Source organism: Maricaulis alexandrii (assembly GCF_005871165.1).
GTDB lineage: Bacteria > Pseudomonadota > Alphaproteobacteria > Caulobacterales > Maricaulaceae > Maricaulis > Maricaulis alexandrii.
This window is the reverse complement of the sequence record NZ_SWKP01000001.1, coordinates 1-24749: the sequence shown is the minus strand read 5'-3', so window position 1 is coordinate 24749 and position 24749 is coordinate 1. Positions and strand designations below refer to the sequence as shown.

At 61.6% G+C, this 24749-nt stretch carries 18 protein-coding genes and 1 tRNA gene; all 19 read right to left on the bottom strand.

Features of this window, described 5'->3' with window-relative positions; genetic code table 11:
• Positions 1-127, bottom strand: a 127-nt coding sequence (locus FCS99_RS00095) for a GTP-binding protein (RefSeq protein WP_233352598.1), incomplete at its 3' end; no start/stop codon positions are given.
• 51 nt (positions 128-178) lie between these two features.
• Positions 179-2254 (bottom strand): elongation factor G, encoded by a 2076-nt coding sequence (gene fusA / locus FCS99_RS00090; RefSeq protein WP_138509301.1) that lies wholly within the window; start codon positions 2252-2254, stop codon positions 179-181.
• Positions 2255-2293: 39 nt separating this feature from the next.
• On the bottom strand, positions 2294-2764 hold the full coding sequence (rpsG, locus tag FCS99_RS00085; protein WP_138509299.1) for a 30S ribosomal protein S7: 471 nt from the start codon (positions 2762-2764) through the stop codon (positions 2294-2296).
• 11 nt (positions 2765-2775) lie between these two features.
• On the bottom strand, positions 2776-3147 hold the full coding sequence (rpsL, locus tag FCS99_RS00080; protein ID WP_011643738.1) for a 30S ribosomal protein S12: 372 nt from the start codon (positions 3145-3147) through the stop codon (positions 2776-2778).
• 328 nt (positions 3148-3475) lie between these two features.
• Positions 3476-7690 (bottom strand): DNA-directed RNA polymerase subunit beta', encoded by a 4215-nt coding sequence (rpoC, locus tag FCS99_RS00075; protein ID WP_138509298.1) that lies wholly within the window; start codon positions 7688-7690, stop codon positions 3476-3478.
• Between the two features lie 66 nt (positions 7691-7756).
• Entirely contained in the window at positions 7757-11830 is a 4074-nt protein-coding gene (gene rpoB / locus FCS99_RS00070) for a DNA-directed RNA polymerase subunit beta (RefSeq protein ID WP_138509296.1), read from the bottom strand.
• 212 nt (positions 11831-12042) lie between these two features.
• Positions 12043-12417, bottom strand: a complete 375-nt coding sequence (gene rplL, locus FCS99_RS00065) for a 50S ribosomal protein L7/L12 (protein ID WP_138509294.1) — start codon at positions 12415-12417, stop codon at positions 12043-12045.
• 55 nt (positions 12418-12472) lie between these two features.
• Complete coding sequence (gene rplJ / locus FCS99_RS00060) at positions 12473-12988, bottom strand: 50S ribosomal protein L10 (protein WP_138509292.1); 516 nt, start codon at positions 12986-12988, stop codon at positions 12473-12475.
• Positions 12989-13299: 311 nt separating this feature from the next.
• A complete protein-coding gene (gene rplA, locus FCS99_RS00055; protein ID WP_138509290.1) occupies positions 13300-13995 on the bottom strand; it encodes a 50S ribosomal protein L1 in 696 nt (231 codons plus the stop codon).
• A gap of 4 nt (positions 13996-13999) precedes the next feature.
• Entirely contained in the window at positions 14000-14428 is a 429-nt protein-coding gene (gene rplK, locus FCS99_RS00050) for a 50S ribosomal protein L11 (RefSeq protein WP_138509288.1), read from the bottom strand.
• A gap of 101 nt (positions 14429-14529) precedes the next feature.
• On the bottom strand, positions 14530-15063 hold the full coding sequence (nusG, locus tag FCS99_RS00045) for a transcription termination/antitermination protein NusG (protein ID WP_138509286.1): 534 nt from the start codon (positions 15061-15063) through the stop codon (positions 14530-14532).
• An 11-nt stretch (positions 15064-15074) separates the two neighbouring features.
• On the bottom strand, positions 15075-15344 hold the full coding sequence (gene secE / locus FCS99_RS00040; RefSeq protein ID WP_233352597.1) for a preprotein translocase subunit SecE: 270 nt from the start codon (positions 15342-15344) through the stop codon (positions 15075-15077).
• Positions 15345-15413: 69 nt separating this feature from the next.
• Positions 15414-15489, bottom strand: a tRNA-Trp gene (locus FCS99_RS00035).
• Positions 15490-15622: 133 nt separating this feature from the next.
• Positions 15623-16519, bottom strand: coding sequence for a class I SAM-dependent methyltransferase (locus FCS99_RS00030; protein ID WP_267899602.1), 897 nt, complete (start codon positions 16517-16519; stop codon positions 15623-15625).
• A 224-nt stretch (positions 16520-16743) separates the two neighbouring features.
• Positions 16744-19401: a TonB-dependent receptor domain-containing protein gene (locus FCS99_RS00025; protein ID WP_171036181.1), complete on the bottom strand. Its 2658-nt coding sequence runs from the start codon at positions 19399-19401 to the stop codon at positions 16744-16746.
• Between the two features lie 417 nt (positions 19402-19818).
• Positions 19819-21612: a tetratricopeptide repeat protein gene (locus FCS99_RS00020; protein WP_138509280.1), complete on the bottom strand. Its 1794-nt coding sequence runs from the start codon at positions 21610-21612 to the stop codon at positions 19819-19821.
• Positions 21609-23702 carry a tetratricopeptide repeat-containing sulfotransferase family protein gene (locus FCS99_RS00015; RefSeq protein WP_138509278.1) on the bottom strand — a complete coding sequence of 698 codons (2094 nt, stop codon included), beginning with the start codon at positions 23700-23702 and terminating at the stop codon, positions 21609-21611. The genes FCS99_RS00020 and FCS99_RS00015 overlap by 4 nt, the downstream gene beginning before the upstream one ends.
• Positions 23702-24466, bottom strand: coding sequence for a 2OG-Fe(II) oxygenase (locus FCS99_RS00010; RefSeq protein WP_138509276.1), 765 nt, complete (start codon positions 24464-24466; stop codon positions 23702-23704). Before FCS99_RS00010 ends, FCS99_RS00015 begins: the two co-directional genes overlap by 1 nt.
• Positions 24467-24622: 156 nt before the next feature.
• Positions 24623-24749, bottom strand: a 127-nt coding sequence (locus FCS99_RS00005; RefSeq protein WP_456085640.1) for an EF-Tu C-terminal domain-related protein, incomplete at its 5' end; no start/stop codon positions are given.

Here is a 24749-nt window from a genome sequence, read left to right as displayed (position 1 = left end):
TGCCGCCACCGGCCTCAGCCAGAACCATCGTGATCGCAGCCGTCAGCGTCGTCTTGCCGTGGTCAACGTGACCAATCGTGCCGATGTTCGCGTGCGGCTTGGTGCGCTCAAACTTTTCCTTCGCCATGATCTCGCTCCGAAATCCGTATCTTGGTGTTCTACTTTACCAGAGGTCCGCTTAGGCGGACTTGGCGATAACTTCTTGCTCGACGGCCTTGGGAACCGCCTCGTAGTGATCGAACAGCATGGTGAACTGGGCCCGGCCCTGCGTCGCAGAGCGAAGGTTGTTCACATAGCCGAACATGTTGGCCAGCGGCACCATCGCGTTCACGACGGTCGCATTGCCACGCATTTCCTGACCGGCGATCTGACCCCGACGGGAGTTCAGGTCACCGATAACACCACCGGTGTACTCGTCCGGCGTCACGACCTCGACCTTCATGATCGGCTCGAGGAGACGCGGCGCACAATGGCTCTTGGCTTCGCGGAACGCGGCACGGGCCGCGATTTCGAAGGCCAGGACCGAGGAGTCAACGTCGTGGTAGGCACCGTCAACGAGGGTGGCCTTGACGTCGATCACCGGGAAGCCGGCGAGCAGACCATTGTCCATCACGGACTTCAGGCCCTTCTCGACACCCGGGATGTATTCCTTCGGCACGGAACCACCGACGATCTTGGATTCGAACACAAAGCCCGAACCCGGCTCGCCCGGCTCGAAATCGATCTTGACGCGCGCGAACTGGCCGGAACCACCGGACTGTTTCTTGTGCGTGTAGTCGACCTGACCGGCCTGGCCCAGCGATTCACGGTAAGCCACTTGCGGGGCACCGACATTCGCTTCGACCTTGAATTCACGCTTCATGCGGTCAACCAGGATATCCAGGTGCAGTTCGCCCATGCCGGCGATGATGGTCTGACCGGATTCCTCGTCCGTCTTCATGCGGAAGGACGGGTCTTCTGCAGCCAGACGCTGCAGGGCGACGCCCAGCTTCTCCTGGTCGGCTTTCGACTTCGGCTCGATGGCCAGTTCGATCACCGGATCCGGGAATTCCATGCGTTCCAGGATCACCGGCCTCATCGGGTCACACAGCGTGTCGCCCGTGGTGGTGTCCTTGAGGCCCGCAATGGCGACGATGTCGCCGGCGAAGCATTCCTTGATGTCTTCACGGGAGTTGGAGTGCATCAGCAGCATACGGCCGATACGCTCTTTCTTGTCCTTCACCGTGTTCAGCAGCGACACGCCGGTTTCCAGGTGACCGGAATACATGCGCGCGAAGGTCAGCGAACCCACGAAGGGGTCGTTCATGACCTTGAAGGCCAGCAGCGAGGTCGGCTCCTCGTCGCTCGCCTTGCGAACCACTTCTTCTTCGGTCTTGAAGTCGATGCCCTTGATGGCCGGCACTTCGACCGGGCTCGGCAGGTAATCGACAACAGCGTCGAGCAGCGGCTGGACGCCCTTGTTCTTGAAGGCCGTGCCGCACAGGATCGGGTTGAACGCCAGCTCGATGCAGCCCTTGCGGATCAGCTTCTTCAGCGTTTCCTCGGTCGGCTCTTCGCCTTCCAGATAAGCTTCCATCGCGGCTTCGTCGAGCTCGACAGCGGTCTCGACGAGCTTCTCGCGGTACTCGGCAGCCTGATCGGCCAGCTCGGCGCGGATTTCGCGCACTTCCCAGGTCGCGCCCAGATTCTCACCCTGCCAGACCAGTTCTTTCATGGTCAGCAGGTCGATCAGACCCTCGAACTCGTTCTCGGAACCGATCGGCAGTTGAATGCAGAGCGGCGTGGCACCGAGACGGTCCTCGATCATCTTCACGCAGTTGAAGAAGTCGGCGCCCAGCTTGTCCATCTTGTTGACGAACACCATACGCGGAACCTTGTACCGGTCGGCCTGACGCCAAACGGTTTCGGTCTGCGGCTCGACACCGGCATTGGCATCCAGGCAGCACACGGCACCATCAAGAACACGCAGCGAACGCTCGACTTCAATCGTGAAGTCCACGTGGCCGGGCGTGTCGATGATGTTCAGGCGCTTGTCCTTCCAGAAACAGGTCGTCGCAGCGGACGTGATCGTGATGCCACGTTCCTGCTCCTGCTCCATCCAGTCCATGGTGGCAGCACCATCGTGCACTTCACCAATCTTGTGGGACTTGCCGGTGTAATAGAGGATCCGCTCGGTCGTCGTCGTCTTGCCGGCATCGATGTGGGCCATGATGCCGAAATTGCGGTAGTCCTCGATTTTGTAGTCGCGGGCCATTTCTAGGGTCCTTGATACGGGGTCTGAGCCTGGGGCTTGTTACCAGCGATAATGCGAGAAGGCGCGGTTGGCTTCCGCCATCCGGTGCGTGTCTTCGCGCTTCTTGACGGCGGTACCGCGATTGGCGGACGCATCCATCAGCTCAGCAGCGAGGCGCTCGCGCATCGTGTTTTCGTTACGGCCGCGAGCCGCACCCGTCAGCCAACGAATGGCCAGGGCTTTCTTGCGGTCGGCACGGACCTCAACCGGAACCTGATAGGTCGCACCACCAACACGGCGGGAACGGACCTCAACTTCCGGAGAAACATTGTCCATGGCTTCGTGGAAGACACGGATCGGCTCGCGCTTCAGCTTCGCTTCGACAATGTCGAGCGCACCATAGACAATACGCTCGGCGACCGACTTTTTGCCGTCGAGCATGATGTAGTTCATGAACTTGGTGAGATCGCGATCTCCGAACTTCGGGTCCGGATGGATTTCGCGTTTCTCTGCGCGGTGACGACGCGACATGGACGTCTCCCTTACTTAGGACGCTTGGCGCCGTACTTCGAACGGCGTTGCTTGCGGTCCTTGACGCCCTGGGTATCCAGAACGCCGCGAAGAATGTGATAGCGGACACCCGGAAGGTCCTTCACGCGGCCACCGCGGATAAGGACAACTGAGTGTTCCTGCAGGTTGTGACCCTCACCCGGAATGTAGCTCACAACTTCATGCCCGTTGGTCAGACGCACTTTGGCGACTTTACGAAGGGCCGAGTTCGGCTTTTTCGGGGTCGTGGTGTAGACACGCGTGCAGACGCCGCGGCGCTGCGGGCAAGCCTGAAGGGCCGGCACCTTGTTGCGCTTCGGCTTGTCTTTCCGCGGCTTGCGAATGAGCTGGTTGATTGTGGGCATCCCGCTCTAATCCGTTCCTAATCTCAAAGACCACGCCCCTCAGCACGACTTGCACTGACGGACGCAAATAAAGACACCGGCGCCCAAGCCAAGAGCTCGAACGGCGGTACCTAGGGCTTTTTCCGTTACCGTGGACGACGTCTAACCGAATGGGTTACGGCCCGTCCTCAAAACGAGCGCGGAAACTACGCACGCGACTCGCTTCCGTCAAGCGCTTGTGCAGAGATTTTCAGGCCCGCTGCCCATTAACGCTGACTCACAGAAAAAGGCCGCCGGAGCACCGACGGCCTTTCCCTTGATTTTAAAGCGAAATAAGAGCTTTTGGCCCCTACTCTGCCGGTGTTTCGGACGCCGCTTCCTCGGCAGCTGCCTCGGCGATTTCGGCCGGAAGGCCCTCCGCTTCCACAGCCGTGGCGCGTTCCGCCAGCATTTCCGCATCCAGATCGTCGGCCAGCGTCTGGTACTGGCGCATCATGGCACCGGTACCGGCCGGAATCAGGCGACCGACAATGACGTTCTCCTTGAGGCCCTCGAGCATGTCTTCCTTGCCCTGCACAGCGGCCTCGGTGAGGACGCGTGTGGTTTCCTGGAAGGAGGCCGCCGAGATGAAGGAACGCGTCTGCAGCGAGGCCTTGGTGATCCCCAGCAGAACCGGGTCCCCCGTCGCCATGCGCTTGCCGTCGGCTTCCAGCTTCTCATTGGTCTCGATGAACTCGATCTTGTCGACCTGCTCGGCCGCCAGGAAGGAGCTCTCGCCCGGGTCCTTGACCTCGACCTTCTGCAGCATCTGGCGAACGATCACTTCGATATGCTTGTCGTTGATCGGCACGCCCTGCAGTCGGTAGACCTCCTGGATCTCGTTGATCAGGTAGTTGGCCAGGGCCGGGACACCCAGGATCGCCAGGATGTCATGCGGCGCCGGGTGACCGTCGAGCAGGTATTCGCCCTTCTGGATCACATCGCCTTCCTGGACCGTCAGGTGTTTGCCCTTCGGCACCAAGTATTCGACCTTCTCCATCTCCTCGTTCTCCGGAACGATGGCGATGCGGCGCTTGTTCTTGTAGTCGCGACCGAACTCGACCCGGCCCGTGATCTCGGCGATCACGGCATGGTCCTTCGGACGGCGAGCCTCGAACAGTTCGGCAACGCGCGGCAAACCACCGGTGATGTCCCGGGTCTTGGCGCCCTCGGTCGGGATACGGGCAATCACATCACCCGGACGCACCGTGTCACCGGAGCTGACCGACAGAATGGCCCCCACGGCGAGCATGTAGCTGGCCGTCGAACCCGATGCGAGCTTGATGGGATCGCCGTTCTCATCCTGGACCACGAGGGTCGGCTGCAGCGCGGAAGCCTTGGCCCCGCCCCGCCAGTCGATGATCACCTTGGAGGCGATACCCGTGGCTTCGTCGGTCTCTTCCTTCACGGAGACACCGTCCATGATGTCGACGAACTTCACCGTACCGCCGACTTCCGAAACGATCGGAGCGGTGTACGGGTCCCATTCGGCGAGGCGCTGACCGCGTTCGGTCTTGTCGCCTTCCTTGACGCGCAGCTTGGTACCGTAGACGAGCTTGTGGCTCTCACGTTCCTTGCCGTCAGCGTCGACGATGGCGACCTGCATGTTGCGGCTCATGACGATCAGGTCGCCGTCGGCATTTGTCACCGTCGACGGGTTCTTGAACGACACCTTGCCCTCATGCGTGGCTTCGACGAAGGACTGCTCCGACACCTGGGCCGTACCGCCGATGTGGAAGGTCCGCATCGTCAGCTGCGTGCCCGGCTCACCGATCGACTGGGCGGCGATGACGCCGACCGCTTCACCGATATTGACGCGCGTACCGCGTGCCAGGTCGCGACCGTAGCAGGTGGCGCAGACACCGACCCGCGTTTCACAGGTCAGCGGCGAACGCACGAAGACGGACTGGACGCCCGCCATGTCGATGGCGAGGGCCAGGTCTTCGTCGATATAGGTGTCGGCCGGACAGATGACTTCGCCTTCGGCATTCTTCACCTCGGCGGCCGTCGTGCGGCCCAGGATGCGCTGGTCGAGCGAGACGATCACGTCACCACCATCCACAACCGCATCGATCTCGAAGCCTTCGGACGTGCCGCAGTCTTCTTCGGTGATGATGCAGTCCTGAGCGACGTCGACGAGACGACGGGTCAGGTAACCCGAGTTCGCCGTCTTCAGCGCCGTATCGGCCAGACCCTTACGGGCACCGTGGGTCGAGTTGAAGTACTCGAGAACGGTCAGGCCTTCCTTGAAGTTCGAGATGATCGGCGTTTCGATGATCTCGCCGGACGGCTTGGCCATCAGGCCGCGCATACCCGCCAGCTGCTTCATCTGGTTCTTGGAACCCCGGGCGCCGGAGTGGGCCATCATGTAGACCGAGTTCACTTCGGAGACGCGGCCGTCTTCGCCGATCGTCGTCTTGGAGATCTCGTCCATCATGGCGTCAGCGACGTTGTCCGTACACTTCGCCCAGGCATCAACGACCTTGTTGTACTTCTCACCCTTGGTGATCAGGCCGTCGACATATTGCTGCTCATAGTCCGCCACGAGCGCCCGGGTCGCACCGACCAGGTCCGCCTTGGCTTCCGGAATGAGCATGTCGTCCTTGCCGAAGGAAATGCCGGCGCGCGCCGCTTCCTTGAAGCCGAGGCCCATGATCTGGTCACAGAAGATCACCGTCGCCTTCTGGCCGCAGTGACGATAGACCTGATCGATCAGGGCACCGATCGCCTTCTTGGTGAACAGCTCGCCCACCAGTTCCGGCTGCATCTTCGCATGCTTGGGCAGGAGGTCGATGATCATCTTCCGGCCCGGCGTGGTCTCGATCACCTTGGTGATCGGATTGCCGTCCTCGTCGATGCCTTCCCAACGGGCCTTGATCTTGGCGTGCAGGGACACCACGCCGTTTTCCAGCGCCGCTTCCATTTCCGCGCGCGATCCGAAGGCCATGCCCTCGCCCGGCTCGTTGTCATTCTCGACCGACAGGTAGTACAGGCCCAGGACGATATCCTGGGACGGCACGATGATCGGCTTGCCATTGGCCGGCGACAGGATGTTGTTCGTCGACATCATCAGTGTGCGGGCTTCCAGCTGGGCTTCCAGCGAAAGCGGCACGTGAACAGCCATCTGGTCACCGTCGAAGTCGGCGTTGAAGGCGGCGCAGACCAGCGGGTGCAGCTGGATGGCCTTGCCCTCGATCAGCTTCGGCTCAAACGCCTGGATGCCCAGTCGGTGCAGGGTCGGCGCCCGGTTCAGCATGACCGGGTGTTCGCGAATGACCTCGTCGAGCACGTCCCAGACTTCCGGACGTTCTTTCTCGACCAGCTTCTTGGACTGCTTGACGGTTCCGGACAGGCCCTTGGCGTCAAGACGCGCATAGATGAAGGGCTTGAACAGTTCCAGCGCCATCTTCTTGGGCAGACCGCACTCATGGAGTTTGAGGTCCGGACCCACGACGATCACGGAACGGCCGGAATAGTCGACGCGCTTTCCGAGCAGGTTCTGACGGAAGCGGCCCTGCTTGCCTTTCAGCATGTCGGACAGCGACTTCAGCGGACGCTTGTTGGCGCCCGTGATGACCCGGCCGCGACGGCCATTGTCGAACAGGGCGTCGACGGATTCCTGCAGCATCCGCTTTTCATTGCGGATGATGATGTCCGGCGCACGCAGCTCGATGAGGCGCTTCAGGCGATTGTTCCGGTTGATCACGCGGCGATACAAATCGTTCAGGTCGGACGTCGCGAAACGGCCGCCATCCAGCGGCACCAGCGGACGCAGTTCCGGCGGGATGACCGGGATAACGGTCATGATCATCCACTCCGGGCGGTTGCCCGAGGCGATGAAGTTTTCCATCAGCTTGAGACGCTTGGCGTACTTCTTCAGCTTCAGCTCGGAACCGGTTTCCTTCATGTCCTCACGGACCTTGGCGCACTCGGCTTCCAGGTCCATGTTGATGAGGATTTCGCGGACCGCTTCAGCACCGATGCCGGCCGTGAAGGCGTCTTCGCCATACTCGTCCTGCGCGTCCATATACTCTTCTTCGGAGAGCAGCTGGAACGGTTGGAGCGGGGTCAGGCCCGGCTCGATGACGACATAGTTTTCAAAGTAGAGCACGCGCTCCACATCCTTCAGCGCCATGTCGAGGATCATCGCGATCCGCGACGGCAGCGATTTCAGGAACCAAATGTGGGCGACCGGGGCAGCCAGCTCGATGTGGCCCATGCGCTCGCGGCGCACGCGGGCCAGCGTCACTTCGACGCCGCACTTCTCGCAAACGATACCCTTGTACTTGATGCGCTTGTACTTGCCGCACAGGCACTCATAGTCCTTCACCGGGCCGAAGATGCGGGCGCAGAACAGACCGTCGCGCTCCGGCTTGAAGGTCCGGTAGTTGATGGTTTCGGGCTTCTTCACTTCGCCGAAGGACCAGGAGAGGATTTTCTCCGGGCTGGCCAGTGCAATCCGGATCCGGTCGAAGGACGGGCCTTCGGCGGCCGGATTGAAGATGTTCATGACATCATTATTCATGGCGCGTCTCCCAAAAGGGGTATGCGGGACAGGCCGCCGCCTGCCCCGCGCAATATGTGTTCAGTCTTAGCCGTTCTTCAGTTCGACATTAAGACCAAGCGAACGCATTTCCTTCACGAGCACGTTGAAGCTCTCCGGTACGCCGGCTTCGAACGTGTCGTCACCGCGGACGATGGCCTCATAGACCTTCGTGCGGCCGGCCACGTCGTCCGACTTCACCGTCAGCATTTCCTGCAGCGAGTAAGCGGCACCATAGGCTTCCAGGGCCCAGACCTCCATCTCACCGAAGCGCTGACCACCAAACTGCGCCTTACCACCCAGCGGCTGCTGGGTCACCAGCGAGTACGGGCCGATGGAGCGGGCGTGGATCTTGTCATCCACGAGGTGGTGCAGTTTCAGCAGGTGCTTCACGCCCACCGTCACCTTGCGGCGGAAGGGCTCACCCGTCTGGCCGTCATACAGCGTCGACTGGCCGGATGCAGCAAAGCCTGCCTTCTCCAGCATGGCCGACACATCCGGCTCGCGGGCCCCGTCGAAGACCGGCGTCGCGATCGGGACACCATTCGACAGGTTGCGACCCAGTTCAGCCAGCTCGGCATCGGTTTCCGGAAGCTCGTCCTCGCCATAGACGCGGACCAGTTCGGACTTGAGCGCCTCGACGGAGCCATCACGCTTGTAGGCGTCATAGGCTTCGCCGATCTGCTTGCCGAGACCGCGGCAGGCCCAACCCAGGTGGGTTTCCAGGATCTGACCGACATTCATGCGCGACGGCACGCCCAGCGGGTTCAGCACGATATCGACGGCTTCACCGTTTTCCAGGAAGGGCATGTCCTCGATCGGGTTGATCTTGGAGATGACACCCTTGTTGCCGTGACGGCCGGCCATCTTGTCGCCCGGTTGCAGCTTGCGCTTCACCGCGACGAAGACCTTGACCATCTTCATCACGCCCGGCGGCATTTCATCGCCGCGCTGGAGCTTGTCGACCTTGTCCTCGAAACGACGGTCCAGGCGGGCCTTGGAGTCGTCATACTGCTTTTGCAGCGCTTCGACTTCCGCCATCGCCTTTTCGTCATCGAGACCGATACGCCACCACTGCGAACGCGGGGTCTCGTCCAGGGCTTCCTGGGTCACCTTGCCCTTGGCGAAACCGCGCGGACCGGAGACCGCGGACTTGCCGAGCAGGAGATCGCCCAGACGCTGGTAGATGTTGCGTTCCAGAATATGGAGCTCGTCATCCCGGTCCTTGCCGAGACGTTCGATTTCCTCACGCTCGATCGAGATGGCCCGCTCGTCCTTGTCGACACCGTGACGGTTGAAGACACGGACTTCCACGACCGTACCGGTGGCACCGGACGGCATGCGCAGGGAGGTATCGCGAACGTCGGACGCCTTTTCACCGAAGATGGCGCGCAGAAGCTTTTCTTCCGGCGTCATCGGGCTTTCGCCCTTCGGGGTCACCTTGCCGACCAGGATGTCACCCGGACCGACTTCGGCGCCAACGGCCACGATGCCGGCTTCGTCGAGATTGCGGAGGGCTTCTTCACCGACATTCGGGATGTCACGGGTGATTTCTTCCGGACCCAGCTTGGTATCGCGGGCCGCAATCTCGAATTCCTCAAGGTGGATCGAGGTGAAGACGTCATCGCGGACGATGCGTTCGGAGATGAGGATGGAGTCCTCGAAGTTGTAGCCGTTCCACGGCATGAAGGCGACGACCACATTCCGGCCGAGCGCGAGCTCACCCAGATCCGTGGACGGACCGTCAGCAATGATGTCACCGGCCTGGACCTCGTCACCCACACGCACGATCGGGCGCTGGTTGATACAGGTGGACTGGTTGGACCGCTGGAATTTGGACAGACGATAGATGTCGACGCCCGACTTGGAGCTGTCGAGATCTTCCGTGGCCCGGATCACGATACGGGTCGCGTCGACCTGTTCGATCACACCGGACCGGCGGGCCGCAATGGCCGCACCAGAGTCACGGGCCACAACGCCTTCCATACCGGTACCGACCAGCGGGGCCTCCGCCTTCACCAGCGGCACGGCCTGGCGTTGCATGTTCGAACCCATGAGGGCGCGGTTGGCGTCATCGTTTTCCAGGAACGGGATCAGCGCCGCAGCAACCGACACCACCTGTTTCGGCGAAACGTCGATATATTCCACATCCTCGCGCGGCACGAGCGTGACTTCACCACCGATACGGCAGTTCACGAACTCATTGTCCAGCTCACCGGCTTCGGTCACGTGGGCGTTCGCCTGGGCGATCGCATAGCGCGACTCCTGCATGGCGGAGAGATACTCCACCGTGTCGGTCAGCTTGCCGTTCTCGACCTTGCGGTACGGGCTTTCGATGAAGCCGTACTTGTTGACGCGGGCATAGGTGGACAGCGAGTTGATCAGGCCGATATTCGGGCCTTCCGGCGTCTCAATCGGGCAGATCCGGCCATAGTGGGTCGGGTGCACGTCGCGGACTTCGAAGCCGGCACGTTCGCGGGTCAGACCACCCGGACCAAGCGCCGAGAGACGGCGCTTGTGCGTCACTTCGGACAGCGGGTTGGTCTGGTCCATGAACTGGGACAGCTGCGAGGAGCCGAAGAATTCGCGGACTGCAGCCGCCGCCGGCTTGGCGTTGACCAGGTCGTGCGGCATCACCGTCTCGATATCGACGGAGGACATGCGTTCCTTGATCGCCCGTTCCATGCGCAGCAGGCCGATGCGGTACTGATTTTCCATCAGTTCGCCGACCGAACGCACACGGCGGTTGCCGAGATTGTCGATGTCGTCGATTTCACCGCGGCCATCACGCAGGTCGACCAGGGTCTTCAGGACGGCCAGGATGTCTTCCTTGCGCAGGGTGCGCATGTCATCCGGCGCATCCAGGTCGAGACGCATGTTCATCTTCACGCGGCCGACCGCAGACAGGTCGTAGCGTTCCGGGTCGAAGAACAAGCCCTGGAACATGGCTTCTGCCGTTTCCGGCGTCGGCGGCTCACCCGGGCGCATGACCCGGTAGATGTCCACCAGAGCCTGCTCGCGGCTTTCATTCTTGTCGGCGGCCAGTGTCGCGCGGATATAGGGCCCGACACCGGTGGCCGGATCAATGTCCAGCAGGTTGAGAACCTTGACGCCCGTATCCTTCAGCAGGTCGAGCGCTTCCTGGGTCACTTCGTCACCGGCTTCGGCGAAGATCTCACCGGTTTCCATGTTGACCATGTCTTCGGCCAGATAGCCGTTGAGCAGGTGTTCATCGGAAACCAGCAGGGCTTCGAGCCCGTCTTCGGCCAGCTTGTTGGCGGCGCGTGCGGAAATCTTCTTGCCGGCCGGCGCGACAATGTCACCGGTCTTGGCATCGACGAGATCACGCGGCGGCTTGGCACCACGCCAGCGCTCCTTCACGTAAGGAACGGTCCAGCCCTTCTTCGTCGCCTTGTATTCGACGGTCGAATAGAAGGTGGACAGGATCTCTTCCTTGTCGAGGCCCAGTGCGTAGAGCAGCGTCGTCGCCGGCAGTTTGCGGCGACGATCGAGACGCATGTGGACCACGTCCTTGGCGTCGAACTCGAAGTCCAGCCAGGAGCCGCGATACGGAATGATGCGGGCAGCAAACAGGTATTTGCCAGAGGCATGGGTCTTGCCCCGGTCGTGGTCAAAGAACACGCCCGGCGAGCGGTGCATCTGGGAGACGATGACACGTTCCGTACCATTGACGATGAACGTACCCTTGTCGGTCATGAGCGGGATATCGCCCATGTAGACATCCTGTTCCTTGATGTCCTTGACCGAGCGCGCGCCGGTTTCCTCGTCCACATCGAACACGATGAGACGCATCTTCACCTTCAGCGGTGCAGCGTACGTCATGTCACGCTGCTGGCATTCTTCAGTGTCGAACTTGGGCTGTTCGAATTCGTAGGACACAAAATCCAGAACGGCCCGTTCGGCGAAATCCTTGACGGGGAAAACCGACTTGAAGACGGCTTGCATACCCGTATCGCCACGCTCGGCTACGGCAACATCCTTCATCAGGAAATGCTCGTAGGAGCTCTTTTGAACTTCGATGAGGTTCGGCATCGCAACCGTTTCCGGAATGCGACCGAACGTCTTGCGAATCCGCTTCTTGCCGGTGAACGACAGACCCATGTCGGCTCCCTTCGCAGACAGCACTGCGCAATATGAAGCGGGGATCGTCCCCGCGCCGCCGTTCCATGGATCAGGGCAGACACCCCTCTCCGGTTTTATGCGGCCCTGCCTGGAACGGCAGCGGCTGGACCGCGAAACACTGAAGACGGGCTAACGGGCGCGCAGGAATCCCCGCGCGCCCGTTGCACCGTCTCGGTCACGCCGAAGCGTGATTATTTCAGCTCGACAGAAGCGCCTGCAGCTTCGAGCTTGGCTTTGATTTCCTCGGCCTCGGCCTTCGGAGCGCCTTCTTTGACAGCCTTCGGAGCGCCTTCGACGAGTTCCTTGGCTTCTTTCAGGCCCAGGCCGGTGATGGCGCGGACTTCTTTGATGACGTTGATCTTCTTGTCGCCAGCAGAAGCCAGGACGACGTCGAATTCGTCCTTCTCTTCAGCAGCGGCGCCGGCGTCACCGCCGCCAGCCGGGCCAGCAACTGCCACAGCAGCGGCAGCCTTGATGCCTTTTTCTTCGAGAAGATCGTTCAGTTCCTTGGCTTCAAGGATGGTCAGCGAAAGCAGTTCTTCGCAGAGTTTAGCTACATCAGCCATTTGTTCAATTCCTTGCAGAGTTCAAGTTTGTCAGTTCGAAAAGCGGAGAATGACGTTACGCGTCGGCCTTTTCCTGGATAACGCCAATGGCGCCAGCCAGCCCCTGACCCGGCGCCATGAGACGCTGGCCAACCTGGGATGCCTGCCCCATGAGGCGAGCAGAAATGGTGGCAATAAGCTCTTCGCGGGACGGCATCTTGGAGAGCGCTTCGATGCCATTGGCGTCGAAAACGTCTTCTTCCATGAAGCCACCGAGAATGACGAGCTTCTTGTTGTCCTTCGCAAAGTCCACCAGCACCTTCGGCGCTGCGACAAAGTCTTCCGAGTAAGCGATGGCGACCGGACCCGTGAACAGGTCGGCAGCGCCCTCACCCGGCTTACCTTGCAGAGCGATCTTGGCGAGGCGGTTGCGAACCACCTTGAACGTGCCACCCAGCTCGCGGAGCTTGGTGCGCAAATTCGTCATTTCCGCAACGGTCATGCCCGTATAGTGGGCCATCACCACGGATCCAGCGTTCGAGAAGATGCTATCCAGCTCTTCGACGGACGCTTCTTTTTGTGTGCGATCCATTGCGGACTCCCTGTTTGAACCATCCACCGCGGACGGTTCGGTGAAAACGCCTTCCGGAGCGCCTTCCCCTGTGCACAGGTTGGGCACGCCGAACGGCGCGTCCTGTCCCAGGGCTTGAACCGACAGACCCCCTGCAAAGGTTGGTCAGATCGATCTCGCTCTGTCTCACCCAGGGCCCAAATTGGATTAAGGCAGAACCTTCGCAGGCCCCGCCCCCTGAGATCTCGGACAGGCCGGCCTCTTTCCAAAACGCGGAAAAAGACCGGGTCAGCCCGGCCGGATAAAGCCTGCCGGGCTGAAACTCAAGTCTTTTACGCCGAAACGGCGTCAGACGTGTCGATTTTTACGCCCGGGCCCATCGTGGAGCTCAGAGCGATACGCTTGACGTAGGTGCCCTTGGCGCCCGTCGGCTTGGCCTTGACGACCGCCGAAATCAGAGCGCGGACATTTTCCGCCAGCTGGTCTTCGGTGAAGCTCGCCTTGCCGACGCCTGCGTGGATGATACCGGCCTTCTCGACACGGAATTCCACGGCGCCACCCTTGGAAGCACCCACAGCCTTGGTCACATCCATGGTCACGGTACCCACTTTCGGGTTCGGCATCATGCCCCGCGGACCGAGGATCTTACCCAGACGGCCGACCAGCGGCATCATGTCAGGGGTCGCGATGACCTTGTCGAAATTGATGTTGCCGCCCTGGATCTGTTCCATCAGATCCTCGGCACCAACCACGTCGGCACCAGCCTTGGTGGCTTCTTCAGCCTTCGGGCCCTTGGCGAACACGGCGACGCGGACGGAACGGCCCGTGCCGTTCGGCAGTTCGCAGACACCGCGGACCATCTGGTCGGCGTGACGCGGATCAACACCCAGATTGATGGCCAGCTCGATGGTTTCATCAAACTTGGCCTTGGCATTGGCCTTCACGTGCTTGACCGCATCGTCGACCGTGTAGAGAGCATCGCGATCAATGGTTTCGCGCGCTGCAGAAAGACGCTTTCCGATAGCCATGATCTTACTCCGTCACTTCCAGGCCCATGGAACGGGCGGAGCCGGCGATGATTTTCGTCGCCTGGTCCAGATCGTTCGCATTGAGGTCTTTGAACTTCGCTTCCGCAATTTCGCGGCATTGCGCCATGGACACCGAGCCGGCGACGGACGTCCCCGGAGCCGTGCTGCCCTTCTGGATCTTCGCAGCCTTCTTCAGGTAGAAGCTGGCCGGCGGCGTTGCGATCTCGAAGGTGAAGGACTTGTCCGAGAAGACGGTGATGGTCGTCGGGATCGGCATCCCTTTTTCCATCTCCTGGGTCTTCGCGTTGAAGGCCTTACAGAATTCCATGATGTTCACGCCGCGCTGACCCAGAGCCGGGCCGATCGGCGGAGACGGGTTTGCAGCGCCCGCAGGCACTTGCAGCTTGATATAGCCGTCGATTTTCTTGGCCATGTCACCACTCCAAATTTAAGGGGCGCGCCTGTCGCGACCCCGGTGGGTTTGCGGTACGGCCCGGCATGGACTTGGCGCCGGCACCTCCCGCAGATCTACGCTCAGGCGGTTTTTTCGACCTGGGCGTATTCGAGCTCGACCGGGGTGGCCCGACCGAAAATGTTGATGGCAACCTTCAGGCGGCCATTTTCGTCATCCACCTCTTCCACGACGCCGTTGAAGCTCTGGAAGTGGCCGTCGATGACATTGACGGTTTCGCCGACCTCGTAGGAGACGGTGGGACGCGGGCGTTCCGCATCTTCTTCCATCTGGCCGAGGATCCGCTTCACCTCATTCTCGGAAACCGGGATCGGCTTCTTGCCGGACCCCAGAAAGCCGGTGACTTTCGGCGTCGAGGTGACGAGGTGATAGGCTTGGTCGGTCATGTTCATCTTCACCAGAACATAACCGGGGAAATACTTGCGTTCGGAATTGACCTTGCGTCCCTTGCGGACCTCGACAACGTCCTCGGTCGGCACCAGGATTTCCTCGAACACGTCTTCGAGACCCTGGATATTGGCTTCCGTCTTGATTGCCTCTGCGACCTTCTTTTCGAAGTTCGAATAGGCGTGCACGATATACCACTTGGCAGACATACAGCCTCCTCCTATGGACGCAGCGACAGCAGGAACTGGACGGTCATGCGAACCAGGGTGTCCACGCCCCAGAAGAACAGCATCGCGATCAACGACAGAATCAGAACCAGGATTGTCGAGACAATCAGCTCCTGACGAGTCGTCCAAGTCACCTTATTGGCTTCATTGCGCACCTGCGCCAGGTACTGGAAAGGTCCAGCCCGTCGCTTCTTCGGTGCTGCCGTACTAGCCTTGGCCTGGGCCGGCGTCTTATTCTTCGCGTTCCGCGTCATCAGATCCATCTGGCCCGTCAGGGCCCTGTTTTCAATCGGTTCAGGCGATTTGCCTGGCCTAATTCCGTCGATGCGGCATGGCAGGGGCGGAGGGACTCGAACCCCCGACCCTCGGTTTTGGAGACCGATGCTCTACCAACTGAGCTACACCCCTAAGCCGCGCGCGCGGAATAGCACGGTGAACCCGTCACCGTCACATCCGAAGCGCAGCTGTCTACAATGCCTTCGGGGAGATGAAAACCGCTAAATCGCAGATTTCCGGTCTTGTGCGCACCCGGCCTGGACACCTAGCCCGACCGACGCGCGTCCAGGACCCAGGCCAGTGGTGGCGCGCCCGCCTCGATGGCCAGTGTTTCCAGAGCGCTGACTTCCAGCCCGACTGCCTTCAGATTCTCCACCACATCGCGCAAACGCTCTTCACTCTGCGCGACCCGCACCATCGACGTCATGCGGTGCTCGAAGGCCGCCAATTCCGCCTTCTGCCCTTCGATCCAGACCTGCAGATCCTCAGTCCGATAGGCGCCAAGTCGACCAGCCGCCGACTGGCAATCCTGTACCAGGCGCGCCACATGATCCCGGGCCGGCCCCGGCGCTGCGCCCCCGGTGACCCGTGCAACGCTTTCCAGAGCCAGTCTCAGTGCGTCGGCACAGGACTGCGCTTCTTCGCCGCTGACCTCTCCGGAGACGGCTCGGGGGATCGTCACAATGAAATCGCTCATGCGATCCAACAGCGCGATTTCGATCACCGCGCCCAGCAGGTCGGCGACCTCCTGGCATGAGACCTCCACAGCCCCGCCCTTGACATGCACCAAGGCGTGAAATCGCCCGCCGGGCTTGACGATACGTCCCGCCTCCAGAAAAGCCTCGGCCCCGGCATATTCCAGCCCGTACTGACTCACGGCCAGATCAAAACTCTCGTCTGAAAACGGCAAGCGGGCGCAGTCTGCCACGGCCGGCACAGGCCTGACATCGCCGACGGGCTGCGCCGCCAAAGCCACGGCGTCCCAGGCCACATCCGTCCCGACCGCCTGCAATCTGGTCGCCGGCAGGGCGACGGCGGTCTCGGCAGCCAACGCCAGAACTTCGCCTTCCCCGCAAGCGAGATCGACCAAATCTACATCCTGTCTGCCATTAAAGCTTTCAGTGAAAACCTTCGTCCAGTGCCGTTGCAGAAGACGGGCCATTTCCGGGTCCCGGAACTGGTGTTCGCCGCCCCGCGCCCGGCCTGTCCAGAACTGCTGCCAGGCTTCGGATTCCGGATGTGTTTTCGAAGAGTGCCCCATGCGCGGGATGCTAGGCGGACGGTCCGCCGGAAACAATGCCGCGGGGTGCATTCGGCGCAATCCGAACAAAAGAAAAGGGCGGGTCAAAAGACCCGCCCTTCCCTGATTGGATGGTCTGGCTTCGATTAGAAGCGCAGGCGAGCACCCATGAACAGACGACGACCAAACGGATCGTACGTGGCCGGCCAGGTGTTGGCCTGCTCGGACGAGGTCGAGGTCAGCGTCGGCGGCTGCTCGTCGAAGATGTTCTGGACACCCACGGTGACGGTCGCCATTTCGCTCACATCATAAGCGAAGGTCGCATCGAAGTAGTTGTAGGCATCGATGGACAGTTCGCGATCAGACACGAAGCCAGCATAGGAAGCTTCGATGTCCACACCGCCAACATGACGCCAGCGCAGCGAGGACGTCAGAGCGCCCCAGTACCAGCTGGCCTGCATGATGTGCTTGTACTCCGGGGTCGGCTCGCCGCACTGACCCGAGAACAGGCCTTCACAGGAGACGTAACCAGCGACGACGGACGTTTGGTAACCATTGTCCATCGTGAAGGTGGAGTAGTAGTTCACAGCGAACGAACCGAGGTCCGAAGACAGGCCCATTTGCTCGGCATCCCAGGAGTAGTCGGCGCGGACGTCGACACCCTCAGCCGCGAACACGGCCAGGTTGGAAGCCGTCAGTTCCGGCATGAACGGGTTCGCCATTTCACCGGTGGACGGGTTACGAGCACCGTTGAAGAAGTCGCACGAGGCAGCGATGTCTTGGACATAGCACTCGTCCAGCAGGTTCTGCAGGGACGGAGCCGCGATCGCGTCTTCGATTTCGATGTCGTAGTAGTCGACCTGCAGGGTGAAGCCGCTCAGGAAGGACGGCTGCCACACAGCACCGATGGTGAAGGTGTCAGCGGTTTCTTCTTGAACGTTCGGGTTACCACCGAACAGGGCTTCGATCTGAGCGTTCGACTGGAACGCCGTGCCGACAGCAGCAGCCGGGACACCGGTTGCGATACAGTTGGCGTCGATCGTGGCCGACGAGTAGGAACCCAGACCGCCGGAGCACGGGTCTTGTGCACCCGGGAAGCCGTTGGTGGCCGGAGCGAACAGGTCGCCCACGTTCGGCGCACGCACAGCGCGGTTGTACTGGGTACGGATGCGCAGGTCTTCAATCGGTTCCCAACCGAAGCCGGCAGCATACGTCTGGGCCGTACCGATGGTCGAGTAATCGGACAGACGGAAAGCGCCGGTGAAGTTCAGGCTTTCGATGCCCGGGCGGTCCGTGATCAGCGGAACGTCGACTTCCGTGAAGAACTCATAGACGTCGAACGAACCTTCGATCGGCAGCGACTGGTTGAAGCCGCGAACATCCGGGCCAAGCACGGAGTCCGGACGGATGGACGCGCTGTTCTCGCGGTATTCGACACCGAACACCAGAGCCGGAGCAACGTCAGCCATCGGGGACGCCATGTTTTCCAGCGTACCGGACAGGGCAGCAACAGCTTGGGTGGCTTCGATCACGTCGATCTGGGCACCCGTACGGGCGATGAAATCAGCACCGGCGGCGGACACGGAGTCCGGGCCGTTGAAGATGTCCAGAGCCGGAGCCGTACAACCGCTGGCAATGGCCGTCGGGCCACCGTCGCAAAGCAGAGCTTCCTGGAAGGCCGACACGGAGATGTTGCCAGACAGGATCTGCGAAACCGACGAACGCGAGTAGTTGTAGAAGACGTCGTAAGACCAGTTCTCGCTCAGATCGCCGCGGAAACCGAAGACACCCTGGAAGGTGTTCGTGTCACGCAGAGAGTTCCGCGTGGAGATTTCCTGCATACGACGGTTGATGCGGATATCGGCCGTACCATCGCCATTGTTCGAGTTCGGATCGTTGGCGATCAGGTCGCGCAGGTCCGTGGACAGGAACGGGTTGTCGAGGTTGATCGTCATGCCCAGGGTACCCGTCGGGGTCGGAGCAAGCTGGGAGTCAACCACGTTGTTGGAGTAGATGCCGCGAGCATACATCTCGATGTTGTCAGCGATCTCATACGTGGCAAAGCCCGAGATCATGTGACGTTCTTGCGGCAGCTGCAGGTAGTTGGTCGGCGCGTAGTTGTACGGCGACCAAGCAACCGGCTGGCCGCTCGTGTCCGTGGTCACGTCAAATGCAGAGCCAGCAGCCGGACGGATACGGGTGCCCGGAATGTTGGAAGAACCGCCCGGAATGTACGGATCGGTGCCCGGTCCCGGCGACCAGTAAGCGACTTGCGAGAAGTCACGGGAAGCCTGGAAGACCGCTTCACGGCTCGTGTAGCCCATGGAGATCACGGCGTTACCACGACCATTGTCGAAGTTGCCGCCGACGGTCACGGAGACGTCGGAGATGGCGGCATCGCCTTCTTCCATGGAGAATTCGTGCGACGCGGAAACTTCAACGCCTTCGAAATCGTCACGCAGGATGAAGTTCACAACACCGGCAACAGCGTCAGAACCGTAAACAGCGGAAGCACCACCGGTCACGACGTCGACGCGCTCCACCATGGCAGCCGGGATGTTGTTCAGGTCGACGACCTGAGCAGCGCCCGAACCGACGAAGCGCTGACCGTCAACCAGGACCAGCGTACGCGTGGTGCCCAGGCCGCGGAGCGACACGGTGGCCGTACCGTTACCCGGGTTGTTCGACGTGGCGTCGAAAGCCGGGATCAGCTGCGGCAGCGTGTTGAGAAGGTCTTCGGTGTTGACGACGTTGTTCAGCTCGAACATTTCCTCGTCAACCGAGGTGATCGGGCTCGGCGCCACGGTGTCGGTACGCTGAATGCGGGTACCGGTGATGACGACGATGTCGTCGTCCTGCGCCATCGCCGGCGCGGCCGTAGCCATGCCACCGATGAGCGTGCTGGCCATCAGGCAAGCTTTAAGAGAAGTCGGTCTCACTCTTAATCCCTCCGAGTAAGGTTGGTTTGGGAAGCCCGCCTGAGCAAATTTGGTTCGGCAGAATCCCCCGCTCGGCGGAGCTCACGTTTCTCCGCCTTATTTGCAAAGTACCCATGCGAAATACGAAGGGTCAATGACACGGGACTGTCACAAGCGTTAGCCGAGCGCCATTCACGCCGCACTGTTGCGAATATGCCTCAGACCTTTCCAGATGCTCTCGCAAAAGCAGGCAATCGCTTGTAATTTGCCACCAAGCCCACGGTTAACCGGGCAAATCGTGCGTCAAACGGGCAAAAGGTCGAAAGGTGCGGTAACTCTTACGTCATCAGCCTGAAATGGCTCAACACCATGCCACATGTAAGAGGGGAACAGGATCGCCGCCCCGGCCTCGGGGCAGATATAGCGCTCGGCGTCCATCTCAAGGCCGGCCACGCCCGGCGCACCCAGCCGCAACCACCCGGCCCGCTCCCCCTCGATCACGGCCTTTGGGACCTGCACATAATAGCTGGCACTGATCCATCCCGCCGGATGGATGTGATCGACATGTCCTCCGCCCGATGCCAGGCGGACAGACCAGGCCCCGGTCAGCTTCAACGCGGATGACTTGCGCGCCAGAAAAGGGTGTTCGGGATCGTCCGGCAGTTCGGACACGAATCGCGACGCCATATCCAGCAAGGCCTTACCCAGGGCCTGAATGACGGGGTCATCGACATCCCACAGTCGGCCCGGTGACTGGGTTCCACCGAACAGGGTCTGCTCGATCGGCTGCGCCCGCGTGGAGTGCAGATGCTCGATCCTTTCAGCAAGCTCTTCGTTGAAAGCCTCGAGCGAGGAAAAGCCGGGCGGCGTCTCGATGAAACGCTTGGCGGTGAGCAGGTCGTAATCATACAGCCGCTTGTACCGATCATCGCCGAGGCAGCGCCAAACCGTGGCCTGCAGCGCAACATGCTTCTGCAGATGTTCAGGCGGCGGCACCGCATCCAGTGCCTGTTCCGCCTTGTCGAAACGGCCCGCGGCCAGGCAAGCCTCCGCCAATTGGTGCCGAATCGCGAAATCGGCCCCGCCCGTCAGGGCCAGCGCGTCCCGAATATCGCCGATCGCGTCTGCGGGGTCGCCTAGTTTGGCGAGTATCTCTCCGCGAAGTGCCTTGGCATCAGCATGCCGCTCATCCAGTGCGAGGGCAGCCCCGGCTGCTTCCATGGCCGCTTCCGGACGCCCTGTCCGCATGAGAACACGAGCGCGCGTGTGGTGCAGGTCAGCCGTTGGGTGCTGGGCCAGAACCTGGTCAAGAACCGACGTGCTCTTCTCCGACTCCCCCATTTCCCACAACAACCCCGCCAGATCGCGATGGATGTCGGCCCGCTGCGGCGCGCAAGCGACGGCCTGCCGATAGGCGTCGCGCGCGGCCTCAGTCTGGCCAAGCGTGCGCAGGGTGTGCCCCCTCTGGTAATGGGCCTCAGCCATACGGGGCGCCAGTCGGCACGCCTCTTCGAGATCGGTCAGCGAAGCCTGGATCGCGTTGCGACTACGATGAAGGGCACCGCGATTGATTCGCGGCATAATGGCATTCGGATTGCTGGCGATGCAGTCCGTGTAGGCCTGCATCGCCCCCTCTTCGTCACCCTGGTGATGACGGACAATACCGAGACCATTCAGGGCAGCCGTATGCCCGGGCTGGCGCGCGATCACAGTCTCAAAGGCCGCCGCCGCGGACTCAAGACGGCGCAGATCCGTCAGTGCAATTCCGAGATTCACCCGCGCATCGACAAAGTCGGGTTCCTGTTCCAGCGCGGCCTCATACGCGGCAACAGCGCCCTCCGGATCGCCGCTCCGGCGCTTGAGATTGCCCAGATTGCTCAAAACGGCGTGCGGCTGATCATGGCGACGGGCCGCGGCCTGCAGATCCGCCAAGGCCTCAGCCGTCTTGCCCTGCCTTCCCCGCGCCAGACCACGCAAGTGCAAGGCTTCCGCATCTTCGGGATTTGCGCTCAGGACCCTGTCCATCTGCGCCTCGGCGTCGGCAGGCTTCCCCTGCTGCAGCATTCGCGCGGCCGCCTGAAGCTGTGCGAGACTCATGACGGGCGTCCCAGCAGACGGGACAAAAACCCGCCTTCCCGCGCCCTGGCGCGCTCACCTGACCTGCCCGGGCCGGATGCCTCGCCCCAGGCCCCGGTGTCCGGACTGACCGGGAAGGCACTCAGCGCCTGCTCGAAGGGCAGGAGGAAGTCGGCATAGGGTGAGGTCGAATCCAGATGATCCGCGGAGGGCGGTTTGCGGACCTGGACGGCACTGAACGTCATGACAGCCCGTTCCGGCGCGTCGTAATAGGTCAGGCAATTGGGGTCCCATGCCAAGCCACAGCGTGCGACCACCTTGCGAAGCTGGGTCTCGAAATCCCCCACCAGATCCTCGAATTGGAGCGGGGTCACCCAGTCCGGATCCGTCCGGGCCCAATGCGCTCCCAAGCGGGACTGCTGGGCATACACGTGGGCCAGATCATCGAGATCATGGGCGTAGGGCCACATCCGCGAGAAATTGCGGCGATAGATCGAGAAGGCGACCTCCACCGGCTTTCGGCGGATATGGATGACCGGCGAAGCAGGGAAAAGTCGCCGCATCAAGCCGACGGCGATGAAATTTGCCGGTTGCTTGTCGGTCACCCAGGGCGAGCCGGTCAGGTCATAATCGGCATATTGCGAAAGATAGCGCGCGCGCCAGTGATCTGCCCGCTCCTGAGGGATATCACCGCCGGACCATCCGGTCTCTGCGGCCCAGCGCAGGAACTCCTCAAAAAGCGCGGGCATCATGCTGAGCTCGCCACCAGCCACGACATCCTTGTGGGCGGCGATGGCCGCCTCGATCAGGGTCGTACCGGAACGCGGCATGCCGACAATGAAAAGCGGCTGTTGGGCCGGACTGTCCGGATACGGCCCTGGCACCGGACCCGCAAATACTGTTTCCAGCCAGGCCGTGCGCCGCTCCTGTTCGGCACGGTCATAGGCCGAGACGATGGCCCCATTGTGCTGCAGTTTTTTCGTGTCATTGGCCCGGCCCCAGGCCCGGAAAGCGTCTTCCCGGCGTTTGCGACGGTGATACGCGTCACCCAGCGCAAACAGGCCAATGGACAAACGATCAGCCGGCATGCCGGGCTTTTCGACCTCGATCTCCAGCTGGGCGAGTTCCTCATCTGTCAGGCGACCGCCCGTGACCTCGGACAATTGACCATAGGCTTCGAAATTGCCGGGATCGATTTCGAGGGTGCGCCGGCACATCCTGGCGGCCTCTTGCGTATCTCCCATGAATGTCAGGATCCGGGCTCTCCCAAATGTCGCCTCGGCACAATCCGGGTCCAGCTCAAGCGCCTTGTCGAAAGCGGCCTTGGCGCCGAGAAGATCGCGAGTTCCCAGGATCAAGCGCCCCATCGCAGCCCAGTTCTCGGCCGTCCCGTCGGAATCCACGACCGTCTGGAACAGGCGGACGGCCCGCTTGTAGAGCCCCTGCTGGCCCAAGCCCAGCGCCAGGGCGCCCATGGCTTCCAGGTCGTCCGGCGCCAAATCCAGCCAGGCCTGCGCGGTCCGGGCCAGGAGATTCCAGTCTCCCACATGGCGGGCCAGTTCCGACTTTAGGCGCAAGACATCGAGGCTGCCCGCCAAACCGCCCGCCTCGGCAGCTTTCAACGCGGCATCCGTGCCTTCAAGATCCCGCATCTCCATCCGGGCGCCGGCCAGACGCAGGGCGACTTGCGGCGCGGCCGGATGTCCGGGCTCCACCTCGATCGCGCGTGACAGGGCTTCGGCGCAAACCTCGAAGTCTTCCAGCTTGCCCGCCAGATCGCCATAACGCCCCCAGACATCAAACCGGTCCGGAGCCAGTTCACTGGCCCGGCGTGCGGCTGCCAGCGCAGCCGGCAGATCGCCGGTCGCTTCCAGCAACATCGAGCGATAGAGGGCTGACAGGGGTTCTGCAGGATCGGCCTGATCGGCCTGGTCCAGGAGCTTGGCTCCTGTCGCCAGGTCGCCGGTTTCGATCGCGCAGATCGCCATGATGCTGAAGGCGGCGGCATTGCCGGGCTGGTCCTGCAGCACGGCTTGGCAGAGCGACCAGGCCCCCCGGAAATCATCCGCGAGCCGTCGCTGGGCAGCCTCGGCGAGACGCGGGTCCTGCATCAGCCTTCCCGATAGGGTTTGTCATTGCGGAACCAGCCCGTGATCTGGTGACGGGCACCGCCGGCAAAGGGAGACACAGGACTGACGGAATGCACCTGCCGGCCATCAAAGATCGACAGCATGTTGAAGCGGGGCAGGAAGGCCTTGGAAATATCCATCTTCTCATCCAGCAGCATGAGGAGCCCGCCCCAGTCCGGCTGCCAGTTGCGCGTGAATCCGAATGTATAGGCCGCGACCCGTTCCTTGTCGTGACCCTCGTCGACATGCCGGGTGAGGAAGTGACCGCGGGCGTAGCGTGTGGCCTGGGCATCCGCCTTGGTGACGACAGGCGCACCGGTGACCTGACGCCCGAACTCCAGAAAGTCCGGCGAGTTGATGAACTCGGTCAATCGGTGGATCGGATGTCCGGGATCCCAATTGGACGTGTAGGCCTCGATCATCGGATAGGCGTCGTAGAGATAGCCGTAATTTTCCCGCGCCCGCTCCATCACATGGGCGATCTTGCGCCCGACGCCCTCCCGGCCCAGCTGCATCATGTCCTGCTGCGTCAATTGCACCACGCGCTCACCGCCCGGCGCAGCCGGATCGGCTTCGACAAAAACCATCCGCCATTGCAGGGACCGGCTCAGCAGGCTCTCGATCTCGTCCGCCAGTTCCGGCTCAAGGATATCCGGAATCTGTACCAGCTTGTTGGCGGCATAGATCTTCGCCCAGGGTTCCGGGTCGAGCGCAGGGTTCAGGCGAAGTTCGAGCGTGGCGGACATGGCAATTCAACGCGGCCTCTTGAAGGTCTCAAAGAGGTACCGGTGGCACCGGGGCCTGTCCAGATCGCGGCCTGCAGTGCGACGCTGAAGCGCAGGCAAAAAGAAAGCGGCGCACCCGAGGGTACGCCGCTTCCCGAATTTGGTATCGCGAGAGGTTTACTCGACGATTTTGGAGACGACGCCGGCGCCGACGGTACGACCGCCTTCACGGATAGCGAAGCGCAGCTTCTCTTCCATGGCGATCGGCGTGATCAGCTCGACATTCATTTCCACATTATCGCCC